The sequence below is a fragment of the Pseudomonas sp. GW821-FHT07F05 genome (assembly GCF_059418765.1).
In genome coordinates, this window is the sequence record NZ_JBWKQL010000015.1 from 1 (window position 1) to 24558 (window position 24558).

The 24558-nt window shown below is 59.9% G+C and carries 19 protein-coding genes; 11 read left to right on the forward strand and 8 right to left on the reverse strand.

The features are described 5' to 3' along the window. Nucleotides 1–222: 222 nt before the first annotated feature. Both AC07RO_RS23405 and pmcY read right to left on the reverse strand, forming a co-directional pair. The gene (locus AC07RO_RS23405) at nucleotides 223–1128 is read right to left on the reverse strand and encodes a cation diffusion facilitator family transporter (RefSeq protein WP_495087178.1); all 906 of its coding nucleotides are present in this window, start codon (nucleotides 1126–1128) and stop codon (nucleotides 223–225) included. 24 nt (nucleotides 1129–1152) lie between these two features. After that, nucleotides 1153–1578, reverse strand: coding sequence for a periplasmic Zn2+ metallochaperone PmcY (gene pmcY / locus AC07RO_RS23410; RefSeq protein ID WP_495087179.1), 426 nt, complete (start codon nucleotides 1576–1578; stop codon nucleotides 1153–1155). 144 nt (nucleotides 1579–1722) lie between these two features. Between pmcY and hrpB the strand changes: the two genes are divergently transcribed. Together hrpB and AC07RO_RS23420 are read left to right on the forward strand one after the other, a co-directional pair. After that, entirely contained in the window at nucleotides 1723–4254 is a 2532-nt protein-coding gene (hrpB, locus tag AC07RO_RS23415) for an ATP-dependent helicase HrpB (protein ID WP_495087180.1), read from the forward strand. A 196-nt stretch (nucleotides 4255–4450) separates the two neighbouring features. Next, nucleotides 4451–6514, forward strand: a complete 2064-nt coding sequence (locus AC07RO_RS23420; protein ID WP_495087181.1) for a TonB-dependent siderophore receptor — start codon at nucleotides 4451–4453, stop codon at nucleotides 6512–6514. A 78-nt stretch (nucleotides 6515–6592) separates the two neighbouring features. Here the strand turns inward: AC07RO_RS23420 and AC07RO_RS23425 are convergent, their stop codons facing one another. Further along, nucleotides 6593–7687 (reverse strand): endonuclease/exonuclease/phosphatase family protein, encoded by a 1095-nt coding sequence (locus AC07RO_RS23425; protein WP_495087182.1) that lies wholly within the window; start codon nucleotides 7685–7687, stop codon nucleotides 6593–6595. Nucleotides 7688–7691: 4 nt separating this feature from the next. Next, the gene (locus AC07RO_RS23430) at nucleotides 7692–8345 is read right to left on the reverse strand and encodes a DUF7847 domain-containing protein (protein ID WP_495087183.1); all 654 of its coding nucleotides are present in this window, start codon (nucleotides 8343–8345) and stop codon (nucleotides 7692–7694) included. A 189-nt stretch (nucleotides 8346–8534) separates the two neighbouring features. On the opposite strand from AC07RO_RS23430, the gene AC07RO_RS23435 reads away from it, so the two are divergent. The 3 genes from AC07RO_RS23435 to AC07RO_RS23445 all read left to right on the forward strand — a co-directional run bounded on the left by AC07RO_RS23435 (nucleotide 8535) and on the right by AC07RO_RS23445 (nucleotide 11238). Then, nucleotides 8535–9344 carry a DUF2076 domain-containing protein gene (locus tag AC07RO_RS23435; protein WP_495087184.1) on the forward strand — a complete coding sequence of 270 codons (810 nt, stop codon included), beginning with the start codon at nucleotides 8535–8537 and terminating at the stop codon, nucleotides 9342–9344. 163 nt (nucleotides 9345–9507) lie between these two features. Beyond that, complete coding sequence (locus AC07RO_RS23440; protein ID WP_108121635.1) at nucleotides 9508–9987, forward strand: NYN domain-containing protein; 480 nt, start codon at nucleotides 9508–9510, stop codon at nucleotides 9985–9987. 636 nt (nucleotides 9988–10623) lie between these two features. Further along, complete coding sequence (locus tag AC07RO_RS23445) at nucleotides 10624–11238, forward strand: 3'-5' exonuclease (RefSeq protein WP_192174568.1); 615 nt, start codon at nucleotides 10624–10626, stop codon at nucleotides 11236–11238. A 21-nt stretch (nucleotides 11239–11259) separates the two neighbouring features. Here AC07RO_RS23445 and AC07RO_RS23450 read toward each other — a convergent pair whose 3' ends face one another. After that, on the reverse strand, nucleotides 11260–13557 hold the full coding sequence (locus AC07RO_RS23450; RefSeq protein WP_495087185.1) for a DUF4214 domain-containing protein: 2298 nt from the start codon (nucleotides 13555–13557) through the stop codon (nucleotides 11260–11262). Between the two features lie 544 nt (nucleotides 13558–14101). Here AC07RO_RS23450 and yedA point away from each other — a divergent pair. Next, nucleotides 14102–14992 (forward strand): drug/metabolite exporter YedA, encoded by an 891-nt coding sequence (gene yedA / locus AC07RO_RS23455; RefSeq protein WP_495087186.1) that lies wholly within the window; start codon nucleotides 14102–14104, stop codon nucleotides 14990–14992. 69 nt (nucleotides 14993–15061) lie between these two features. Then, nucleotides 15062–16399 (forward strand): RNA helicase RhlE1, encoded by a 1338-nt coding sequence (gene rhlE1 / locus AC07RO_RS23460; RefSeq protein ID WP_495087187.1) that lies wholly within the window; start codon nucleotides 15062–15064, stop codon nucleotides 16397–16399. Between the two features lie 258 nt (nucleotides 16400–16657). On the opposite strand, the gene AC07RO_RS23465 is transcribed toward rhlE1, so the two are convergent. From AC07RO_RS23465 to gmd, 3 genes are all read right to left on the reverse strand, one after another. Beyond that, nucleotides 16658–17779, reverse strand: a complete 1122-nt coding sequence (locus AC07RO_RS23465; RefSeq protein ID WP_495087188.1) for a glycosyltransferase family 4 protein — start codon at nucleotides 17777–17779, stop codon at nucleotides 16658–16660. A 135-nt stretch (nucleotides 17780–17914) separates the two neighbouring features. Continuing rightward, nucleotides 17915–18811 (reverse strand): GDP-mannose 4,6-dehydratase, encoded by an 897-nt coding sequence (locus AC07RO_RS23470; protein ID WP_495087189.1) that lies wholly within the window; start codon nucleotides 18809–18811, stop codon nucleotides 17915–17917. Then, on the reverse strand, nucleotides 18811–19842 hold the full coding sequence (gene gmd, locus AC07RO_RS23475) for a GDP-mannose 4,6-dehydratase (protein ID WP_192174574.1): 1032 nt from the start codon (nucleotides 19840–19842) through the stop codon (nucleotides 18811–18813). The genes AC07RO_RS23470 and gmd overlap by 1 nt, the downstream gene beginning before the upstream one ends. A 393-nt stretch (nucleotides 19843–20235) precedes the next feature. Between gmd and AC07RO_RS23480 the strand changes: the two genes are divergently transcribed. Genes AC07RO_RS23480 through rfbH form a run of 4 tightly spaced genes read left to right on the forward strand, consistent with a single transcriptional unit; the run spans nucleotide 20236 to nucleotide 24558 of the window. Next, a complete protein-coding gene (locus tag AC07RO_RS23480; RefSeq protein ID WP_495087190.1) occupies nucleotides 20236–21339 on the forward strand; it encodes an FAD-binding oxidoreductase in 1104 nt (367 codons plus the stop codon). Nucleotides 21340–21352: 13 nt separating this feature from the next. Further along, nucleotides 21353–22126, forward strand: coding sequence for a glucose-1-phosphate cytidylyltransferase (gene rfbF, locus AC07RO_RS23485; RefSeq protein ID WP_495087191.1), 774 nt, complete (start codon nucleotides 21353–21355; stop codon nucleotides 22124–22126). 8 nt (nucleotides 22127–22134) lie between these two features. Continuing rightward, nucleotides 22135–23223 (forward strand): CDP-glucose 4,6-dehydratase, encoded by a 1089-nt coding sequence (rfbG, locus tag AC07RO_RS23490; protein ID WP_495087220.1) that lies wholly within the window; start codon nucleotides 22135–22137, stop codon nucleotides 23221–23223. A gap of 21 nt (nucleotides 23224–23244) precedes the next feature. Further along, entirely contained in the window at nucleotides 23245–24558 is a 1314-nt protein-coding gene (gene rfbH / locus AC07RO_RS23495; RefSeq protein ID WP_495087192.1) for a lipopolysaccharide biosynthesis protein RfbH, read from the forward strand.

Below are 24558 nucleotides of genomic sequence, written 5' to 3' on the forward strand. Positions count from 1 at the left end.
GCCTTCCCGGCTAAAGCCAGTCCCACTAAGCGCACGCCGATAGTAGGACCGGCTTTAGCCGGGAAGAGGCCGGTTTGAGCACCACCAGATTTGCGGCGTGACACCCGACGCCTTCCCGGCTAAAGCCAGTCCCACTAAGCGCACGCCGATAGTAGGACCGGCTTTAGCCGGGAAGAGGCCGGTTTGGGCGACATCAGATTTGCGGTGTGACACCCGACGCCTTCAATTCAAAACCGGTCCATCCCCACGACCCACCACTTCCTGCGGATCCGCGTGCACCAGCACTTCGGCCTTGGGGAATTCATCCTGAATTGCCGTTTCCACCCGCTCGCATAAATCATGCGCCACCGACAGCGTCAGCGTGCCCGGCAGTTCCAGGTGCAACTGCACAAACCAGTGATTGCCAGAAATCCGCGTGCGCAGGTCGTGGGCGCCCAGTACGCCGGGCACGCCTTCTGCCAGTTCGAGCATTTTGGCGCTGACATCCACAGGCAGTTCAGCGTCCATCAGCACCGACACCGTTTCCCGTGCAATGGAAATCGCGCTCCACAAAATGTAGAACGCGATCGCCAGACCAAAATAAGCGTCCAGTTGGGAATAGCCGAAATAAGCCAGACCCAGCGCCAGCATGATGCTGAAGTTAAGCAGCAGATCAGAGCGGTAATGCAGGGAGTCCGCACGAATCGCCGCCGAACCCGTGGCCTTCACCACACGGTGCTGCAACATCAGCAACGCGATCGTCAGGCCGATCGACAACACCATCACCAGCAAACCTAACCCGGGGGCGCCGAGGGGTTGCGGGTGCTGGATGCGGTCAACCGCCTGAAAACCGATCAAGAACGCACTCACCGCGATAAAAAGCGCCTGGGCCATGCCCGACAGCGCTTCTGCCTTGCCGTGGCCATAGCGATGATCGTCATCGGCCGGGCGCAGCGCGTAATGCACGGCCAGAAGATTAAGGAACGATGCGGCGCCATCGAGCATCGAGTCCGTCAGGCCGGCCAGCAGACTCACCGAGCCACTGAGCCACCACGCGACGGCTTTGGCAACAATCAGAATGCTCGCGACCGCAAGTGAGGCGCGGGTTGCCAGACGCAATAAGCGGGCGTGTTCGGGGCTGGTGCTCATGGCGCTTCCTTTAGATCATGAATCTCAAGCGGACGGGACAAGGCCCAGAGCAGCGAGCTGCTGCACGCTGCCTTTGTGCTGGATCAGGCGAGGATCGTCCAGCGGCAATGTGCGGCCGAGCTCGGTTTGAATGATGGCTTGCAGCTTGAGGTTGTCGACCGTGCCGTCAGCGCGCACCGCCGGTTCAAGTTTCTGCGGATCGATCTGCGCCTGATTGCCGCTTGGCAGGTAGATCGCGCCCGTGGCGAAGTCCACGCCGAACGCGATCACGCCGGGGATGATGTAGAACAACAGCCCGATGGCGTCGAGTATCACGATGGCGGGGTCCATTCGACCGCTGCCCTGAATCTGACCACGACGATCCGGGTAGAAAATACTGCCGCAGGCAGTCAGTTGCGTCAGCATGGTGGCGACCAGAACACCGCCAATCAAACGGGATGGAATGCGCATGGGGATCTCCTCAGAAGAAGGCGCAACTATACAAGGCAAATGCCTAATCAATAAGAGTATCCGTAGGGGAAGACAGTTCGTTGGCAGGGTGAACAAAGCCGCAGCGGCTCGCCGTATAATCGTCGCCCTGTTTCTGGAGCTCTCATGAATTCGCTGCCCATCGACGCCGTTCTCCCCGCCTTGCGCCAGGCCCTTGCCGATCGGGACGAGGCCGTGCTCGAAGCGCCGCCGGGCGCGGGCAAGACCACCCGTGTGCCGCTGGCGCTTTTGCACGAGTCGTGGCTCGCAGGGCAGACGATCCTGATGCTTGAGCCCCGGCGTCTGGCGGCTCGTGCTGCTGCCGAACGATTGGCGAGCGAGTTGGGGGAAAACGTCGGCGAGACGGTGGGTTATCGGATTCGTCTGGACAGCAAGGTCGGTCCCAACACCCGCATTGAAGTGGTCACCGAGGGCATTCTGACTCGGCGGCTGCAGGAAGACCCTTCGCTGGAAGGTGTAGGGCTGCTGATCTTCGACGAATTTCATGAACGGAGCCTCGACGCTGATCTCGCGCTGGCCCTCAGCCTTAACGGTCGTGCGCTGTTTCGTGACGAGCAGCCGCTGAAGATTCTGCTGATGTCGGCGACGCTTGAAGGCGCGCGTCTGTCGAGCTTGCTCAACGACGCGCCGGTCATCAGCAGCGAAGGGCGCATGTTCCCGGTGTCGATGCAGTGGGGGCGGCCTTTTCAGCCGGGGGAGTTCATCGAGCCGCGGGTGGTGCAAACCGTGCTCGACGCGCTGGGCAACGAGTCCGGCAGCGTGCTGGTATTCCTGCCGGGCCAGGCCGAGATCCGTCGGGTCAATCAACAGTTGGCCGATGCCATTGGTGAGCGCAGCGACGTGCTGTTGTGCCCGCTGCATGGCGAGCTCGACCTGAGCGCCCAGCGCGCGGCGATCGAACCCGCGCCCAGGGGCAAACGTAAAGTGGTGCTGGCGACCAATATCGCGGAGACCAGCCTGACCATCGATGGCGTGCGGGTGGTCATCGACGCGGGGCTGTCGCGGGTGCCGCGTTTCGATCCCGGCAGCGGCATGACGCGCCTCGACACCCAGCGCATCTCCCGTGCCAGCGCGACTCAGCGGGCGGGCCGGGCAGGGCGACTTGAGCCGGGCGTGTGTTACCGACTGTGGTCCGAGGCGCAACACGATCAATTGGCGGCCTACGGCGCGGCGGAAATCCTTCAGGCCGACCTTGCCGGTCTGGCACTGCAATTAGCGCGTTGGGGCGTCGAACCGGCGCAACTGACTTGGCTGGATCTGCCGCCCGCCGCCGCATATGCCCAGGCGCAGGACCTGCTCGCCCGACTGGGCGCTCTGTCGCGCAAGCCGGGTGAAGGCTGGAAACTCACCCCTCACGGCCAGTCGATGGCAGAGGTGCCCGCCCATCCGCGCATCGCCCATTTGCTACTGCGCGGTCATGAACTGGGCTTGGGGCCGCTGGCGTGCGACGTCGCAGCGTTGCTGGGCGAACGGGACATTCTGCGCGGCGCCGGGGCCGATCTGCACAGCCGGCTGACGTTGCTGGCCGGCGCAGAGCGCGCGGCGAAAGGCGCGCAGGGCGGCGTGCAGCGAGCGCGGCAATTGTCGCGGCAATATCGCGGGTATCTGAGGGGCAGCGTCCGGAAACCGGTCGCCGATCCAGATCACCCGCGCTGGCTCGGCGCGCTGCTGGCGCTGGCCTATCCCGATCGCGTCGCGCAACAACGCCGTGCCGGCGGAGCGGAGTATCGACTCGCCAACGGTCGGGCTGCCCTGTTCGCCGAGCCAGACGCGCTGATGAAACAGCCGTGGCTGGTGGTGGCCGACCTGGGCAGCCGCCAGGGCCAGCGCGAGGAGCGTATTTATCTGGCCGCCGAGTTCGATCCAGAGCTGTTCAACACAGTGCTCGCCGAACAGGTGACGACGTTCGATCAACTGGACTGGGACGAGCGCGAGGGCGTCTTCCGCGCCGAACGTCAGCGCAAGGCCGGTGAACTGATCATCAGCCGCGAGCCGCTCACCGGGCTGGACGATTCCGCACGAGGTCAGGCCCTGCTGGCGCTGGTGCGGCGCAAGGGACTGGAGCTGCTGCCGTGGACGCCGGAGCTGCGCCAGTGGCAGGCGCGCGTCGGTTTGTTGTGTCAGATGGATCTGCAAACGCTGAGCGAAAGCCAGTGGCCGGACGTGAGTAACGACGGGTTGCTGGCGACGCTGGAACACTGGCTGTTGCCGTATCTGGGCAAGGTCACCCGACTGAGCCACTTCGGTAATCTGGACCTCTCATCGATCCTGCGCAACCTGCTGCCATGGCCCTTGCCCCAGCGGCTCGACGAGCTGGCGCCGCACCACCTGACCGTGCCGTCGGGCTCATCGGTGCGCCTGGATTACAGCGAGTCCCCGCCCATTCTGGCGGTGCGCCTGCAGGAGCTCTTCGGCCTGGCCGACACCCCGCGCATCGCCAATGGCCGGCAGATCGTCAAGCTGCACCTGCTGTCCCCCGCACGCCGCCCGGTGCAAGTCACCCAAGACCTCGCCAACTTCTGGCGCAGCACCTATGCCGAGGTGAAGAAGGATCTGAAGGGCCGGTATCCGAAGCACTATTGGCCGGACGATCCGCTGATCGCCGAACCGACCGCGCGGGTGAAGCCGAGGAAGTGAACGGCAGCACAAGGGCATGACAACGAGCGGATGTAAAAAAACTTCACACGCCATGTGAGGTAAATGCGAGCTCAACCCGTGTAATAGTAACGAATCGCATTTGCACTCGTTTCAATTACGGAGTCAGCTCGTGGTCAAGCGCTTTAACCGGACTCATGCGTCAGTCCTGCTGTGTTCTGCCTTACCTGGATTTGCAATGGCTGCCCAGACGGTCACCGAGTTGGCGCCCAGTGTCATCCAGTCCACACGCGATGCGGCTGACGGCTCGGGAAGCTATACGGTTTCTGAAGGGAGCACCGCCAGCAAGACCTCCACTCAGAATCGGGATGAAGCCCAAACCGTCAACACGGTCACTGCGCAAACCCTGGATGACTACCAGGTCAAAGACCTCAACGACGCCATGCGCTTTGTCAGTGGTGTGTCCCAGACGAATACGTTGGGCGGCACGAAGGATGCCGTGATCAAGCGCGGATTTGGCAGCAACGACGACAACTCCATTTTGCGGGACGGGGTCCGCTCGGCGATTGGCCGCAATCTCGGCGCCACTACTGATCACGTGGAAGTGTTGAAGGGCCCGGCATCGCTCATGTATGGCGCGCTGGAGCCGGGCGGGCTGATCAATGTGATCAGCAAACAACCGCAGTTCACCCAAAGCACGACCTTGACCGGATCTGGCTACAGCGAAGGCGGCGGGACCTTTGGTGTGGACACCACCGGGCCGCTCGGCGATACCAACTTGGCGTACCGGCTGGTTGCCGAGCGCTCCCACGAGGACTACTGGCGTAATTACGGTGTCGATGAGCACACGCTTATTGCGCCATCGATCGCCTGGGTCGGCGACCGCGCCAGTTTCTCACTGGCCTACACCTACAACGATTACGCCAGCCCCTTTGACCGCGGCACGGTGTTCGCCAACGGCCACCCGGCCGACATCAGTTACCGCGATCGTCTGGATGAGCGCTGGGCCAAGACCGTCGGCATCAGCCAAAGCACCACCGCGAAGTTCGAGTACCAGCTCAATGATGACTGGCGCAGCCGGTTGACCTATGGATGGACCGAGGATCGTTACAGCCTGGCGATTGCACAGCCCAGCACCTTGAAAGGCGACACCCTGCGCCGTATTGCCAACGGCGGGCACTATGACTACGAGAGCCGCTACACCGCGCTGGACTTTATAGGCGATCAGCAGTTGTTCGGCCAGCGGCATGAGATTGTCGTCGGGGTGGACAACGAGTCGCTGGATAAATACCGCGGTAAAACCTACCGCAACGCCAGTAGCACCGCCGGCAACCTCGACATCCAGAACCCCACCTACGGCAATCTGGCTGAGCCTTCGACGGTCAGTGCCGCCCAGAGCAACGCCGAAAATAACCTGGTCACCACCTCGGCGTACTTCAAGGACAACTGGCACCTTAACGATCGCTGGATTCTGGTGTTTGGTGGTCGTCAGGAACACTGGGATCAATACAGCGATCAGGGGCTGGGCAGCTCGTACGCACCGGGTGCGGATTCCAACGGCGACAAGTTTCTGCCCTTTGGCGGGATTGTTTATCAGCCGACCGAGAACGTTGCGCTCTACGCCAACTACAGCCGTTCTTTCGTGCCGAATGATGCCGACGATGCAGGTAACAGCTTCAAGCCTACCGAAGGTCGCAGCTACGAAGTCGGTGTCAAATACAGCCCGGTCCAGGCGCTCAACGTGAACCTGGCCGTGTATGACATCGTCAAGAAAAACCTTGTGAACAGCGTGCTGCAAAGCAACGGCGACAGCATTGACGAGGCGGTAGGGAAGGCCCGCTCGCGAGGGGTGGAGCTGGATGTAACCGGAGAGATCGCGCGTAACTGGAACATCATCGGCACCTACGCCTATGACCACACGGAAGTGCTGAAAAACGCAGAATCACCCGAGCAGGAAGGCAACCGCTTGCCCAATGCGCCGATGCACACCGCGAGCCTGTACCTCAGCCATCAACTCGGGCTGCCCGCCGAAACCGGCAAGTGGCATGTCGGCGCAGGTGCCCGATACGTCGGAGAGCGGCCGGGCGACGATGCCAATAGCTTTTGGCTGGACAGCTACACGACGGCCGATGCCTTTGTGCGCTGGGATTTACCCACCCATGACTACAAGACCAGTCTGCAGTTGAACATCGACAACCTGTTCAACAAGGAATACTACCCGGCCACCACGGGCAGCAGCACGCTCCAGGTGGAGGAGGGAGCGCTCCGAACTGCGCGGCTGACTGCCAGCGTCACGTTCTGATGGCAGCGATCGGTGCCGGGCAATCCGGCACTGGTCGGTTCAGATCAAACGACCCTCTTGTGCATCCGTACAGAGGGTTCACTCACCCTGCGCTGGGACTCTGAACCGCGCAATCACCGGCATGTGATCAGAAATCAACAACGTATCTGCCTGCCTCACCCGTGCCTCGACCCGTTTCAGCTTCGGGCTGTAGAACAGAAAATCCTGCGTCCGGTCCGGGCCGCTGATACGGGGGTCATTGGGGAAGCGGGTGTACCAGGTGCGACGGTCCTCACCGGCCACGTCTTCATTGCTCGGGATCATCGGGAAGCTTTCCCACAAGCCACGCAGCTCGCTCTCTGCCGAATACGGCGCGCGCTGTTCGGCGGGAAGCCGCTGATATTGCCCCTGCGGCAGCAGATTGAAATCTCCGCCGGTTATCCACAGCGTGCCGTTCTGTTCGAAGGTTTGTTGCAACTGACGAACCGACGCCATTTGCCGCTTTCGCACGTCGCCGCCCGGCTCCGGATCGCCCAGGTGCGTGTTTGTCATCGCCAGATGTCGGCCATCGCTCAGCGGCAGGTAGCTGACCAGCAGCGCAGGTTGAGGTTGAAACAGGCGGCTGATGAAATGGCCGGACGGCGAGGGCAGGTGCAGGCGTTCGGCGCTGTCCAGTTGGTAGCGGCTCAGTGTCGCCAGTTTGCGGCCGACGCTGCCGAAGATGTGGCGATCCGGCACGAAGTCGGACTTCCAGTCAAACGCCTCGCTGCTGCAGGGGTACAGGTCGGCGACGCGCGCCTGGAGCAGGGCAAGTTGGTTGCCGTAGTCGGTGTTCTTCGCACCATCGTCGACTTCCTGCAGCAAGACGATGTCCGGCTGCTCATCGCGGATGACCCGTGCGACTTCATCGAGGTTGTACGCCAGGTCTTCCGGGGTCGGGCGCTCGTCCGGGCCGCTGCCGTCGGGCAGGTCGTACCAGAAGACATAACGCTTGCCGGCCAGGTATTGAATGTTCCAGGTCATCACCTTGAGCGTCTGACCCGGCGCCAATACCGGTGGCTTTCCGTCCTTCGCGTTGCAGGATACCGCCACCTTCTCGTGTCGGGCGGGGTGCCAGGTCACGTCATAAAGCAGTACCACGAACAGCCCGGCAGACACCGCGAGGTAAAGCAGATACCGCGTCGGACGTGCCATCTTCTTATGCCGACCGCGCGGGCGGGTCAATGAGCATGAACAACCGGAACATCATCACGCTGATAAGCAGCTGCAGGAAGCTGGAAACACTGTCCACCGCAATCGACAGCATCGGGCTTTGCTGGTCGGGCAGCACGTAATAACTGAGCGCCTCGAGCAGCGACAGCGGGATGTAAACGCACAGCACGCAGACGAAAATCCGCACCACGTGGCCCTGCGTCATTCTGAAGCTTTCGCGCATCGCCTCCAGCGGCCCCATCCCGCGCAATACCAGCAAGTATTCCGACAGCTGCAGTTTGATCATCACCCACACGCCCGGCAGGATGAACAGCGACATGCCGGCCATGATCAGCAGGGTGCTCAGCGCCGTCAGCACCGCGAACGTGGGCCACATGCGCAACGCCACGGCCCCCAGGCTGGATTTGACCGGCTCTTCGCCCCGGGTTTTCGCATCCAGGAAAAGGATCAGCGCACCGGTGTAGAGCGGATAAAAAAGCAGCCCGACCAACAGTGGCGCGACGCCGTTGCCCTGCCCGAAGCCGATGAGCTGTTTGGTCAGGGCCTCCAGCACTACCAAGGGCAGGCACAACGTAAGAATGCTGCCGAAGTTGCGTCGGAAGAAGTACAGCGAGTCTTGCAGAATGGTCAGCGGATTCATGAACGGATCACAGGGATAAGCAGGCCGACACTGTAACGTAGCGCCGCGGAACCGGCCAACCGGCACCCACTAGCCGGCTTTCTTAACTTTTTTTACATCCTATTGAAACGCCCTTGAACAGCCCCATTACTGGCTATGTCCGAGCAACGGCTCAGAACAGAATTCCTACGGCAATCTAACGAGGTCGCCATGAACAGCGAAGAACAAACCCTGATCGATGGCTTGTTTGGCAAGCTCAAGCAAGCAGAAACCGAATCGGCCCCCCGTGATGCGCAGGCCGAAGCGCTGATCAAGGAGCACCTGACTCGCCAACCGGCCGCGCCTTATTACATGGCGCAGTCGATCCTCGTGCAGGAAGTCGCGATCAAGCAGCTGGAGGCCCAGAACCGTCAGCGCGACGAGCAGATTCAACAGCTGCGGGCTGAGCTGGAGCGGGCAAAGTCCGCCGCGCCTGCCCAGTCCGGCAGCGGCGGTGGATTTCTGTCGAGTATCTTCGGCGGCGGTTCGCGCGAGCCACAGGCTCAGCAACCACTTTCGTCGTTCTCGCGTCCGTCGAACCCGCAACCCTCCTCGGGCGGCTGGCGTGAAAGCGGTCCGGCCAGCGCACCGCAGCAAAATTATGCTCAGCCACAGCAAAACTATGCCCAACCGCAACAGGCACCGGCGGCCCCAGTCGGCAGTGGTTTCCTGGGCGGCGCCCTGAAAACCGCAGCGGGCGTGGCCGGTGGCGTGATGCTGGCGGAAGGCATCAGCAGCCTGTTCCATCACAACAGCCAACCACAGGAAATCGTCGAGATCATCCAGGAGCAGCCGGCCCAGCCTGCTGCCGAACATGATCAAGGTGGCAGCGGTGGTTGGGGTGACGATCAGCAGCGCGTGACAGGTAATGACAGTACCGGCAATGACAGCTGGGGCAGTGATTCAAATGGCTTCGCCGACACTGACTACGGCAGTGACACCGGGGGCGGCTTGTTTGACGACGACGATTCTTTCGTCTGATAAAGAAAGGCAGCGGCGGCATATCCTCCAGGAATGCCCGCTGCCCCGACAGCGCGCTGCGGCCCTCCACACCCAATCCTTCAATCCCTTTCCCAAAATGGCATACTGAGCGCCGGTCCGGTTTTCGGGCCCTTGTCGCTTGTCAGCGCATCGAGGATTTTGGGTGAGAAGAATCGCGGTCTTCGCCGACGTACAGAACCTGTATTACACAGTGCGTCAGGCTCACGGTTGTCACTTCAATTACGCCGCCCTGTGGGCTGACATCAGCCAGCGCGGGCAGATCGTCGAGGCGTATGCGTATGCCATCGACCGTGGCGACAGCAAGCAGCAGCAATTCCAGCAGATCCTGCGCAACCTCGGTTTCACCGTCAAACTCAAACCCTACATCCAGCGCAGCGACGGCTCGGCCAAGGGCGACTGGGACGTGGGCATCACCATCGACATCATGGACGTCGCGCCGAATGTCGATGAAGTCGTGCTGGCGTCCGGCGATGGCGATTTTGACCTGTTGCTGGAGCGCATCATCAGCAAACACGGCGTCGAAGCGATTGCCTACGGCGTACCGGGGTTGACCGCCAATTCGTTGATCCGCGCGGCCAGTCGTTATGTGCCGATCGAGGGCGGGTTGTTGCTCAAGACCTGATCCACCGCCTCGGTGCAGCAGCGTCTGTGTCGCCTATGCAACTGACGACGAATGACTTGTGGGAGTGAGCTTGCTCAAGAAGAGGCCGGGGCATTCAGCCACTTTCTCTGGGGCTGAAAGTAAGCCTTCGCGAGCAAGCTCGACTCCCACGGGAGGGTGATTCGGCTCGGGATTCCCGGTTGGCGCAAGACCTGTGGGAGTGAGCTTGCTCACGAAGAGGCCGGGGCATTCAGCCACTTTCTCTGGGGCTGAAAGTAAGTCTTCGCGAGCAAGCTCGCTCCCACATGACGGTGAGCTGACTCAAAATCGCCGGTTGTTGCAGGACCTGTGGGAGTGAGCTTGCTCACGAAGAGGCCGGGACATTCAGCCACTTTCTCTGGGGCTGAAAGTAAGTCTTCGCGAGCAAGCTCGCTCCCACATGACGGTGGGCTGACTCAAAATCGCCGGTTGTTGCAGGACCTGTGGGAGTGAGCTTGCTCACGAAAAGGCCGGGACATTCAGCCACTTTCTCTGGGGCTGAAAGTAAGTCTTCGCCAGCAAGCTCGCTCCCACAGGAATTGAGTTTGCTGCAGAACAGTGTGATGTCTGAACATCACGCGTTTTCCGAAAAAAATCGTCACTGTTAAGGCCACCTCCATGCAAGAACGCATCGCCGTCATCGACTTCGAAACCACCGGCATTTCCCCCAGCAGCTACTGCCGCGCCACGGAAATCGCCGTGGTGATCGTGGAGCAGGGCGTCATCGTCGAGCGCTATCAAAGCCTGATGAACGCCGGCGTGCGCATCCCGTCCTTCATCGAATCCCTGACCGGCATCAGCAACAGCATGCTGCGCACGGCGCCGCCCGCTGAGCGGGTCATGAATGAAGTTGCCGAGTTCGTCGGCCTGACGCCGCTGGTGGCGCACAACGCCTCGTTCGACCAGAAGTTCTGGGACTTCGAACTGTCGCGCATCAAGCGTAGTCGCGTGCAAAGCTTCGCCTGCTCCATGCTGCTGGCGCGACGTCTTCTGCCCCATGCGCCGAACCACAAGCTCGGCACCCTCACCAGCTGGGCCGGCTTGCCCCACACCGGCAAGGCTCACCGGGCCATGGCCGATGCCGAAATGGCCGCCAACCTGACGCTGCACCTGGGCCACCAACTGCGCGACACCCACGGTCTCGCCGGTGTCTCCCATCAGTTGCTGTGCACGCTGCAAAAAGTCCCGGCGAAGAAGATTGCGGATGCGATCAGCAAGCACCGGGGGCTCTAGTCAGTCTTTGGCGCAGGTGGCTCACACCCAATCAGCATGTCCTACCAGGTGAATGAAACCGGCATCGCCTTGAGTCAGGGCAGCAGACTCCGCGGAGTTGGCGATATTGAATGCGACCTGCCCACGGCTTGTGCCGCCTTCCAGCGTCTGGACCCAATAGGCAACGCCGTTAGCGTCGCCGCCTCGGCCCAGGACATTGTTGTACAGCTGCTCGACAAAGGCCGCATTGCTGCTGTCATCGGGCAGGCGTTGAGTAAATTCGGCAGAGTGCACAAAACCATCCGCCACCTGGGCACCGGTTTCGCCTGCGGCGCCCTGTGACAGCCAGAACTTGAGGCCTTCGATATCGGGAGCACGATCCAGAATGGAATACAGACGACCAATACTTGCCTGCGCCGAGTCCAGAACGAACAGCTCGCGATCTGCGAAATCGAGCAGATTGAAGCCACTCAGTTCGAATGTCGCCGCAGCGCCCGTGGAACGACTGACTGACAGCGTGTCGGTATCGAGCGCGTTGATCGTGTAGGCGGATGCAGCGTCGTTGAACATAAAGGTGTCGATACCGGCGTTGCCCGCCAGATGCGAAACCCCATTGCCGTCAAGCCTGACTTCCTGCTCACTGATCTGATCGTCGCCAGCCGTGCCGGTGGCCACGCCCTTGCTCACCACCATATCCAGATTGTTCCAGGCGTTATGATCCACGATCCTGATGTAGCCTGCCTCGCCCTCCGAGAGGTCATGGCTTTCACGCGAATTCAGGAAGCCATCAGCAACCGCCGTTCGACTCAAACCCTCCTGCAGCAGCGTGCTCCAGTACGACACACCTGAATCATCGCCTGTGCGATGCAGTACGGTCTGATAGAGCTCAAGGACAAAGTCCCGACTACCCAGCACGCTGTAGCGCTGTATCCCTTCAGCGGAATTCAGAAAGCCATCGCGAATCTCTGCATCCGAGCTGCCCATCGCTTGATGCGTCAGCCAGTAATTCAAGCCCTGATAATCGGGCGTCCGACCGAACAGTGAGTAGAGCCTGGCAACGTAAGCCTGATCCTCGGTGAGCGCGATGTGATGAAGATCCCTGCCAAAGCTCAACGAAACAGTGGCATCACTCTGGGCGTTGAAGGCGCCATACTGGCTGCGAAAAGCCATGAGCAGTTCGTCAAGACCGGCATCGTGGTCGCTGAAAGCCAGCTTTTCGACGCCTAAAAGCGTGTCCACATCGGACGTTTGCGCATCATGAACCCTGAGGGTGGCATTGCTCACAAGCGCGGCATCGTAGGTTGCAAAGTAGCGAGCACCGGCCTCGGTATACAAAGCGGTGTCGAAGCCGTTGCCACCATCGAGCACGTCCGAGCCCGCCCCACCCATCAGCCGATCGTTGCCATCGCCCCCTTGCAAAAGGTCATTGCCCGCGTTCGCGTTGAGAAAGTTGTCACTGGCGTTGCCGATCAGCGTATCCGCGCCTGCACCCGTTATGGCGTTCTCGATAACCGTACCGCGCGCGATGGCGATATTCGATAGACCGCCGTATACGCTGGAAAAAGCTTCACTTCTCAGATCGACTGTCTGAGCGCCGACATAGGTGCTGACGTTGATCGTGTCGTTGCCGCCCGAATCATAGAGCGTGGCCACCAGGCCGGTCACGAAGTCGGTTCCGGTGTTTATGGAAGCCTTGTTAAAACTGTAGGTGTCGTCACCCGTGCGGGTGACGGCGGTGCCGTACAGTGCCTGGATGGCGACGATGTCCGCCAGCATGGGGGTAGCGACATAGCCGAAAGAGGCATTGGAATAGGTATTCTGGTCCTGACTGAAGTAGGACATTATCGAATATTTCCAGCTGTCCTCTTGATAGAAGGCATTGTTGGGGAAGGTCGCGCTGCCGTTGTAATTGCCCGCATGGCCCAACCCCAACGCGTGGCCGATTTCATGAATGTAGGTCTGCTGATAATACCAACCATAATTCACCCAATTGGAAGCGATGTTGACGCTGCTGTCCGAGATGACGCTGCCTGCGTAATTGGAGCTGGTGTACGCACCGCTTTTGTTTTCGCTGAAATTGATCGCCCCGGCAGCGGTGGTTTCCACAAAGTGGATGCCACTGACGTTGGTCCAGGTTTGCAGCGCGTATCTGGCAACAGCCTGAGCGTTGGCGCTCAAGCTTGCCAGGTTGACGGTGAGCGACCCTCCGGCGTGCACGTCAAAGTGGTGCTGGGAACCGCCATAGGCGTCGTGCCAATAGCCATCAGTCAGGTAGTTGGCTTGCTGGTCCAGCGTCAGGTGCTCAAGCGTCGCTTGGCTGGTGGCCGTCTGTTGGCTCACACCCTGGCTGGTCGCTCCGTCAGCCCAGAGTTGGGTGAGTGAATCGCACATCGAACACATGTAGAAACTCCGGGGCAAGGCAGGCCTGGCCAGGTCAATGACGCAAAAATCGGGTACGGACCGGTGATGAGTTCAAGCCACTGAGCCGGTTTTGGAAACTGGCGGCATGACCTTCACGCGCGTTTGACCCGCCTTGGTCTTGACGATGGTGAGGCTCTTCGAGAAGGTACGGCAGGGCATGGTCGAAGACTCTCGATGCCCATTCCTGATGAAGTTGTCGGCATGCTTTCTGGCGACTTAAGGCGGTTTTTCCGGGAGTCGATGAAATACAGCTGGACTAGGCTGGAGGAAGCGTTCTGGTTGGGAAGGCTGTTTTGGAGAGCTTTGCGTACTTTTCCAGATCATCTCGCCGCTGCCGCGTCAGAGGCGGCAAACACCTGCCAGAAAATTGTACGGGTCGAATAAACCACATTTGTAACTGACGCCTGCGGCCCGGACATTTCTAGAATCAGTCCCACAATAAACGACTGTACTAGAGCCCTTCATGCCTGCTGCCCGCCGTTTCCCCCTGCTGCTCATCGGGGCCTTTTTCGCGCTTTATGTGATCTGGGGCTCAACCTATCTCGCCATCCGCATCGGTATCGAAACCTGGCCTCCGCTGATGATGGCCGGGGTCCGCTTTACCATCGCCGGCTCCATCCTGTTTGCCTTCATGCGCTATCGAGGCGCGCCGATGCCGACCTGGAAGCAGTGGAAATCCGCTGGGATGATCGGCTTTCTGCTGCTCGCCTGCGGCAATGGCGGCGTGACCCTGGCGGAACATGCAGGCGTTGCTTCGGGTGTCGCCGCATTGGCCGTGGCCGTGGTGCCGTTGTTCACCTTGTTGTTCGGCCTGTTCTGGGGGCATCGCAACACCGGGCTTGAATGGGCGGGCATCCTGCTTGGCCTTGTCGGCATCTCCTTGCTTAACCTGGGCTCGAACCTGCAGGCCAGCCCCATGGGCGCGGCGCTGGTGATCTTCGCAGCCGCAACCTGGGCGTTCGGCTCGGTGTGGAGCCGCTACCTGCCCTTGCCCGCCGGGCCGATGGCCAGCGCCTGCGAAATGCTGGTGGCCGGCGCGGTGCTGTTGCTCGGCAGCTTCGTGAGCGGCGAACGCATGACCCAATCCCCGGGCCTGTCCGGCTGGTTGGTGATGGCGTATCTGGTGGTGTTCGGCTCCATCGTCGCGTTCAGCTCCTACATGTACTTGCTGAAGAACGTGCGACCCGCCGCCGCGACCAGCTATTGCTACGTCAACCCGGCGGTGGCGGTGTTGCTGGGCGTGTTGTTTGCCGGCGAACACATCGGCTGGGCAGAAGGTGCAGCGATGGCGGTGATCATCAGCGCCGTCGTGCTCATCGGGCTGCCGCAGTGGCGCAAGCAGAAACCGGTGTAGAAAGGGTAAACTGCGCGCCATTGTCTTCTACAGACTCTTGTGCGCTGACCTTTTTCCAACGGTACTGAAATGACATTCGCCTCCCTCGGCCTGATCGAACCCCTGCTGCGTGCCCTCGAAACACTGGGCTATCAGACTCCCACCCCCGTTCAGGCCCAGGCGATTCCGCCCGTGCTCGAAGGCCGCGACCTCATGGCCGCCGCCCAGACCGGCACCGGCAAGACCGCAGGCTTCGCGCTGCCACTGCTGCAACGCCTGACCATGGAAGGCCCGAAAGTGGCCGCCAACTCCGTGCGCGCGCTGGTGCTGGTGCCGACCCGAGAGCTGGCCGAGCAGGTTCACGAAGCCGTCGCGCAATACGCCGAGCACCTGCCGCTGACCACTTACGCGGCTTACGGCGGCGTGAGCATCAACCCGCAGATGATGAAACTGCGCCGAGGCGTAGACGTGCTGGTCGCCACGCCGGGCCGCCTGCTCGACCTGTATCGTCAGAATGCCGTGAAGTTCTCCCAGTTGCAGACCCTGATCCTTGATGAAGCCGATCGCATGCTTGATCTAGGCTTTTCCGAAGAGCTGCGCGACATCTACGCCGCGCTCCCGAAGCGCCGCCAGACGCTGCTGTTCTCCGCGACCTTCTCCGATGCGATCCGCGCGCTGGCCGGGCAGATGCTCGACAACCCGCTGACCATCGAAGTCAGCCCGCGCAACGTCGCGGCCTCGTCGGTCAAGCAGTGGATCGTCACCGTCGACAAGAAGCGCAAGAGCGAGCTGTTCATTCACTTGCTCAAGAAGCATCGCTGGGGTCAGGTGCTGGTCTTCGCCAAAACCCGCGTCGGCGTCGACCAATTGGTGGAGCGCCTGCAAGGCCTGAGCCTCAACGCCGACGGCATTCACGGCGACAAACCCCAGGCCACTCGCCAGCGCGCGCTGGATCGGTTCAAGAGCGGTGACGTGCAGATCCTTGTCGCGACCGACGTTGCGGCTCGCGGCCTGGACATCGACGACCTGCCGACCGTGGTCAACCTTGACCTGCCGATCGTTGCTGAAGACTACATCCACCGCATTGGACGCACCGGGCGTGCGGGGCAAACCGGTGAAGCGATCTCCCTGGTGTGCGCCGACGAAGTCGACCTGCTCAGCGCCATCGAAATGCTCACCCGCCAGACCCTGCAGCGGCGCGAAGAACCCGACTTCATTCCAGAGCACCGCGTGCCGGCTACCGACGCAACCGGGCAGATTCTGAAAAAACCGAAAAAGCCAAAGAAACCCAAAACCGGCGGCGGAGGCGGCAAACGCAATCTGGGCAAATGGGTTGATAGCGGTGAAGCGGCGGCAGAAGTGCCGTCCATCAAGCCAGTGCGCAAAGTGCCGGTGTTTAACACTGGGCCGCGCAAGCGCAAGCCGTAAGAGGAAGAACTGCAGTACGGTCCGGCCGATTCCATTGCCCGGACCAGCGAGTTTATTGTGGGAGCGAGCTTGCTCGCGAAGCTGTTTGTCCGGCGCAGAAAATCCACCGGATGGACGGGCCTATTCGCGAGCAAGCTCGCTCCCACAGGTTCTGCGTTCAGTCCATAGTGCCCGGTCGACGCAATCAATTTGTAAGAGCGAGCTTGCTCGCGAAAGATGGCCCGCCAATCCACGTCCCAACGACACACCCAAAAGGGCCTAATGCCCGCGCAGCACATCCTGATAAAGATCCGCATACCGCTGCACCATCTTCTCCGACGTAAACATCGACTCAAATCGCTGCGCCGCCTTCAACCCCATCTGCTTCGCCCGCTCTCGGTCATTCCACAGCGTATTCATCGCGCCCGCCAGCGCATCCGGGTCCCGTGGCGGGACGACCAGCCCCGTCTCGTCCGCGATGTTGATGAAGGTGGTGCCAGTGCCCATCTCGCACGAGATCATTGGCTTGCCATACATCGCCGCTTCCAGCAGCGAAATACCGAAGGATTCCGAGCGCTGGTGCGACGGGAAGACAAATGCCTCACACAGCATCAGCAGCGCGTTCTTGTCCTCGTCCGGCAGGCTGCCCACAAACACGACGTTGCTTAGCCCGAGCGCCTTGGCTTTCGCCTTGAGCTCCAGCTCTTGATGCCCGCCGCCCATGATCACCACCGGCAGGCGGTTTTTGTGCGCCGCTTCAAGCAGGAAATCCAGGCCCTTGTAGTAACGCAGCGCACCGACGAACAGAAAGAAGCGCTCGCCCAGTTGCTGCTTCCAGTGATCGAGTTTCGTCTGAGACGGAGCAGGGTAGGTGGCTCGATCCAGCCCAAAAGGAATGATCTCAACCTTATCCTTGAACCGGGTCAGCACTTCACTGCTGGCGGCATAGTTCGGCGACGATACGACGATCCGATCAACGCTCCCCAGAAAACGGTTCATCAGCGGCGCATACAGTTTGAGCAGCGTCTTCTGTTTGATGATGTCCGAGTGGTAGCTCACCACCGTCGGTTTTTTGATGTGAGCGGCAAAGTGCGCGATGTCCATGTACGGCCACGGGAAGTGGTAATGCACGATGTCAGCTTCGCGCGCGAGCTCTTTAAAGTCCCGAAGGCCTGACAAAGAAAAGCCCGTCGACGCGACGTACAGATCCTGCTTTGAGCGGTGTGCGATGTGATTGCCGACCGTCTCGTTACGCGCCGCGCCTTGTGTGCTCAGCGACAGCACTTCGGACTCGATCCCGTGGGCCTTGCAACCCTGTGCCAGCTGAAAGATGACTTGCTCGACGCCACCGCCCTTGCTTTCCGGGAAGTAGGTTTTGAAGAAGTGCAAAACTTTGATCATCAGGATTCTCTGACGAAACGATAACGTCCGCTGTTCTCGCGATAGGTGCGTTGCGGGCAGAGCGGGGATGTGTGGAGCGGAAGATATAGGAAAACCCGAAGCGCCTCACAGCGCTTCGGGTCGAGTACTGCGGCGTTACGCGTCTGCCAGCATCCAGCCAAGCGTTTCGCTCAGCTCCGGAGTTTGCCAGCCAGGGACCAGCGACTTCAGCTTGCTGTTGTCGCCACACAAGGTCTTGACCTCGTTGGCTCGCACGAAAGCAGGATTCACTTCGACGGTGAGGTCGTGGCCGGTGATGGCGCGGCACATGTCGATCACTTCACGCAGCGAGTGAGTCTTGCCCGAACTGACGTTCACGTACTGACCGAACGGTTTGGCTTCCAGCAGCCCGCGGTAAGCGGCAACCAGCGAACGGACGTCGCTGAAATCGCGCCAGACATCCAGGTTGCCCAGCTCGATCTTCCCGGCCTTCTCGCGGAAGTGTTTGACGATCTTCGGCAGCAGGAAGTTATCCGCCTGGCCGACGCCGGTGTAGTTGAACGGGCGCGCGATGATGATCGGCAACCGCCCGAACCACAAGCTGGCCATGTATTCCATGGCCAGCTTGCTCACGGCGTAATCGTTAGCCGGCGCTGGCCTGGTGCTCTCATCGAGCAACCCTTCCGACGCATTGCCATACACGTTGGCACTGCTCGCGATCAAAACGCTTTCCGGCGCCTTGCCGCAGTTGGCGATGGCTTCGAGCAGGTTGCGCGTACCAATCAGGTTGACCTGATAAAACGCATCCGCCGCGCCATGTCCGACAAAGGCCAATGCCGCGAGATGAACGACGATGTCCGGCTGAAGGTCCGCCAGCAGCTTGCTCAGACCCACCAGATCGGTGAGATCGGCCTGATAATAATTGGCTTCATCGGACGGATTGCTGCCCAGGCCAACAACCTCGCAGCCCTGGGCTGTGAGCTCGGCCGCCATGTAGCGCCCCGTAAATCCATGAATACCCGTTATCAGCGCTCGCTTGCCGGCGATACTCATCAGAACGAGAACCCTTTTTCGTTACGACGCAGGTCCGCTTCGACCATCATGCGGCACAGCTCTTCCAGGTTGGTCTTAGGCTCCCAGCCCAGGACTTCCTTGGCTTTGGCCGGGTTGCCGATCAACAGCTCAACTTCGGTCGGGCGGTAGAACTTCGGATTGACCGAGACCAGGACCTTGCCAGTGGCAGCGCAGGTACCGATTTCTTCTTCCGCTTCGCCACTCCAGTTGATGGTGATGTCGACAGCCTTGAATGCCATGGCGACGAAGTCACGAACGGTTTCAGTGCGGTTGGTGGCCAGAACGAAGGTGTCCGGCTGATCAGCCTGCAGCATGCGCCACATACCTTCGACGTACTCTTTGGCGAAGCCCCAGTCGCGCTTGGCGTCCATGTTGCCCAGTACCAGCGAGTCCTGCAGACCCAGCTTGATCTTGGCAACGGTGTCAGTGATTTTGCGTGTCACGAACTCACGGCCGCGCAGTGGCGACTCGTGGTTGAACAGAATACCGCTGGTCGCAAAAATACCGTACGACTCGCGGTAGTTGATGGTCATCCAGTGAGCGTACAGCTTGGCAACGCCGTAAGGGCTGCGCGGGTAGAACGGAGTGTCTTCAACCTGAGGAATGGCCTGAACCTTACCGAACATCTCGGAAGTCGACGCTTGGTAGAAGCGGACTTTCGGGTTAACGATACGGATGGCTTCCAGCAGATTCACAGCGCCCAGGCCGGTGATTTCGGCGGTGGTGATCGGCTGTTCAAAGGAAACGCCTACGAAGCTCTGCGCGGCGAGGTTGTACACCTCGGTGGCTTCGGTGGTCTGCAGCAGGCGGATGCTGGCCGACAGGTCGGTCAGGTCGTACTCGACCAGGTGCAGGTTTGGATTGTTCTGGATGCCCAGTTCTTCGATCCGCCAGAAATTGACAGAACTGGTACGACGATAGGTGCCGTAGACGGTGTAGCCCTTGCCAAGCAGCAGTTCAGCCAGGTAGGCGCCGTCTTGACCAGTGATGCCGGTAACAATTGCTTTCATGCGGGGATCAAACTCCGTTCATATAGACGTATAGGTGGCAGAAACAGACAGCGTCACAGTCGTCGCTGGCATGCGCGAAATATTTGCCGGGAAATATACACTGAACCAGCGATGGGCTCGAGTGGGGAGGGTGAAATATGCGTCCCATAGTTGAGCAGAGGATTGGACTATTCCGCTTAACGATCCTTCTCTAGTCGGAGGCGTTAGAGGGTCGCCTGGATTAGGGCAGCATGCTGCATACCCTACGCGGCACGTCTGGGAGGAAAATCCTTCCCCCTGATGCGTCGCAAAATCCTGCACTTAACAGGGCATCAGAGTGTAAACTCCGTCCCCCGAAGCATCTTCAGAAGCACCCTATGTGTGCGTCGTACCGGGTAGATTCGCGCCCCGGTCATGAAGCATCTTCCGCACGCAGCTTTTGTTATGTTCATCGTCTCAAAGTCCTTGTCACAGGCGTCAGCAAGCAGCAATGACTGCAGCCTTTCAGTATTCAGATCCGGTAAAACCATGGTTTCAGTAAAGCTCCACAACGGGCAGGCATTCATTTCCGAGCCCGGCGCCTCACTGCTTGATAGCGCCAAAGCAGCCGGCATCACCCTTGAATACAGCTGTCGTACGGGTCGTTGTGGCGTTTGCAAAACCAACGTGCTCAGCGGTGAAACAGAGGTCATCAAAGGCGAAACGTCTTTGACTGAGGAGGAGCTTGCGGCCGGCATGATTCTCACCTGCTGCCGCCGCGCTGTGACCGACGTAGAGATTGATGCCGAAGACATAGGTGCTTTGGGCGGGATACAGGTCAAAACTCTCCCATGCCGGATCGATACGATTACTCGTCTGGCGGGGAACGTTGTTCAAGTGATTCTGCGCGTGCCGCCTGCAAGCAAGCTTCAGTATCTTCCAGGTCAGTACCTCGATGTCATTGGCGAGGGTGGCCTGCGCCGCAGTTACTCAGTAGCTAATGCCCCGCGTGACGATGGCAAGCTGGAGCTTCAGATTCGTGAGGTCGAGCAAGGCGCGATGTCGCGCTACTGGTTTGGTAGCGCCAAACCTAATGATCTTTTACGTCTGGAGGGTCCGCTGGGTACTTTTTGCTTGCGTGACAAAAAAGCCAGCACGCTGGTGTTCCTAGCCACTGGGACCGGTATTGCGCCGGTCAAGGCCATCCTGGAGCAGTTGCAGGGCAATCCTGATTTGGTTACGGGCAAAAAGATTTTCGTTTATTGGGGCGGGCGGGCAGTTACCGATTTTTACTGGGCACCCCGGCTTGATGAACTGAACGCAGCATTTATTCCTGTGTTGTCTCGACCTGATGCCACTTGGCAGGGGCGAACCGGCTACGTACAGGCGGCCCTGCTTGATGACGGCATCGACCTCACTCATGCGGTGGTTTATGCCTGTGGTTCGGAAACCATGATTCATTCTGCCCGTGAGGCCCTGACGAGCGCCGGGCTACCTGTAAAACACTTTTACTCCGATGCATTCGTGAGTTCGAATTAACAAGGGAGCGGTTATGAAAGCAGTCATTCTGGCAGGCGGACTGGGTACGCGCTTGAGCGAAGAGACAGGTACTCGCCCCAAGCCGATGGTTGAAATCGGTGGCAAGCCGATTCTGTGGCACATCATGAAAATGTACTCCTCCCACGGCATCAATGATTTCATCATTTGCTGCGGCTACAAGGGCTACATGATCAAGGAATACTTCGCCAACTACTTCCTGCACACGTCGGACATCACGTTCAACATGCGCGAAAACACTATGAAAGTTCACGACCAGCGCGCTGAAGACTGGAATGTGACGTTGGTCGATACTGGCGAGACATCCATGACCGGTGGCCGTCTGCGTCGGGTTGCGGACTATGTGCGCAACGATGAGGCTTTTTGCTTCACATACGGTGATGGTGTCGGAAGCATGGACATCAGCGCTGCGGTCGCTTTCCACAAGAGCCACGGCAAAGCTGCCACGCTCACCGCTACCTTCCCGCCAGGCCGCTTTGGCGCACTGGACATCGCCGAAGGCCGGGTCCTGAACTTCAAGGAAAAGCCTAAAGGCGACGGCGCCATGATCAATGGCGGCTTCTTCGTGCTTTCTCCGCAAGTGCTGGATTACCTGGAAGACGACAGTACGGTCTGGGAACAGGGCCCGTTGATGAGCCTCGCCGAGCAGGGCCAACTGATGGCCTTCGAACATCCGGGCTTCTGGCAGCCGATGGATACCCTGCACGATAAAAACCTGCTTGAGAAGTTGTGGCAGAGCGGCGACGCGCCTTGGAAATTCTGGGACTGAGAACGACTATGAAAGCTTCTGTCTCCGCTGAATTCTGGAAAGGCAAAAAGGTTTTTCTCACTGGCCATACTGGCTTCAAGGGAAGCTGGCTGGCGCTGTGGCTGCAGGGCATGGGCGCCCAGGTGAAGGGCTTTGCCTTGGCCCCGCCGACCAAGCCTTCACTGTTCGAGCAGGCGCAGGTGGAGCAGGGTATGGAGTCGCAAATCGGCGACATCCGCGACCTGCAGGCCGTTACCGAAAGCATGGTTGCCTTCAATCCGGACATCCTGATTCACATGGCGGCTCAACCGCTGGTCAGGCTGTCGTATCGCGAGCCTGTCGAAACCTACGCGACCAACGTCATGGGCACTGTTCATGTGTTGGAGGCCGCGCGAAAGTGCCCCGGTCTGCGTGCCATCGTCAATGTCACCACCGACAAATGTTACGAGAACCAGGAATGGGAATGGGGCTATCGCGAGAACGAGCCCATGGGTGGCCACGATCCGTACAGCAACAGTAAAGGCTGTGTGGAATTGGTTACCAGCGCTTACCGCAACTCGTTCTTTAACACTGAACACTCCGCTGCACTGGCCTCGGCGCGCGCCGGCAATGTCATCGGCGGTGGCGATTGGGCTGACGACCGGTTGATTCCGGACATTTTGCGCGCTGTCGAACAGGGCAAGCCTGTGGTAGTCCGCAATCCCAAGGCCACCCGCCCTTGGCAGCACGTACTCGAGCCGCTCAGCGGTTACCTTGTTCTGGCCCAGCACCTATGGGAGCATGGCCAGTCATTCGCTCAGGGCTGGAACTTTGGCCCTCGCGACGAGGACGCCCAACCTGTCGAATGGATACTCGATCACATGGTGCAGGCGTGGGGAGCTGGCGCTAGCTGGCAGCTTGACAGCGACCCGCAGCCGCATGAAGCACGCTATTTGAAGCTGGACATATCCAAGGCCCGCGCTCACCTGAAGTGGGAACCAACCTGGGGCCTGGAGACAACGCTGACTCGCATCGTCAACTGGCACAGAGCCTGGATGGAGAGTGCCGACATGCATGTCCGTTGCGTAGAAGAAATCAATAGCTACATGGCAGCCATGCCACTGGCGCCTAACCGATAATTAGCTTGAGCAGGAAATACTATGACCCCCGATATGCTCCGTCAGGAAATCAGCCAGCTCGTTGAGCGCTACGCCCAGACTGCCTTGGCGGCCAAACCTTTTGTCGGGGGCGAAACCGTCATCCCTCCGTCGGGCAAGGTAATCGGCGCGCGTGAACTGCAACTGATGGTTGAGGCTTCGCTGGACGGCTGGCTGACCACTGGTCGCTTCAATGCTGAATTCGAGAAGAAACTCGCTGCGTTCCTGGGCGTGAACCACCTGCTGACCGTGAACTCAGGTTCTTCGGCCAACCTGGTTGCGTTCAGCACCCTCACTTCACCGAAACTGGGTGATCGTGCAATCAAGAAGGGCGACGAAGTCATCGGCGTTGCGGCGGGTTTCCCGACCACCGTCAACCCGATTGTTCAGTTCGGCGCGATCCCTGTGTTCGTCGACGTGGAAATGAACACCCACAACATCAATGCAGACTTGATCGAAGCGGCCATCACGCCCAAGACCAAGGCCATCATGCTCGCTCACACCTTGGGCAACCCGTTCAATCTGGGCAAGGTGAAAGCGCTTTGCGAAAAGTACAACCTGTGGCTGGTCGAAGACTGCTGCGATGCTCTGGGCGCGACTTACGACGGCAAGATGGTCGGCACCTTTGGCGACATCGGCACGCTCAGCTTCTACCCGGCTCACCACATCACCATGGGTGAAGGCGGCGCGGTATTCACCAACGACGCCCAACTGCGAATGATCGCTGAATCGTTCCGTGACTGGGGCCGCGATTGCTACTGCGCTCCAGGCTGCGACGACACGTGCGGCAACCGTTTCGGGCAGCAGTTCGGCAGCCTGCCACAAGGTTACGATCACAAGTACGTGTATGCGCACTTGGGCTACAACCTGAAGATCACCGATATGCAAGCTGCCTGCGGCCTGGCCCAGCTCGACCGCGCCCCGGAGTTCATCGCGACCCGCAAGCGCAACTTCCGGCTGTTGAAAGAGCGTTTGTCCAGCCTGAGCGACTTCCTGGAAATCGCCGAGCCTACGCCTAACAGCGATCCTTCCTGGTTCGGCTTCCCGGTCACTCTCAAAGAGACTGCCGGCGTCAAGCGTGTGGACCTGTTGAAGTTCCTCGATCAGAACAAGATCGGCACTCGTTTGCTGTTCGCAGGCAACTTGACCCGTCAGCCGTACTTCCATGGCGTTGAGCACCGCGTCGTGGGCGAACTGACCAATACCGACCGCACCATGAACCAGACCTTCTGGCTGGGCGTGCAACCGTCGCTGGGTCAGGAGCAGTTCGACTACGTTGGTGAAAAACTGGAAGAATTCTTCGGGATCGGTTTCTAA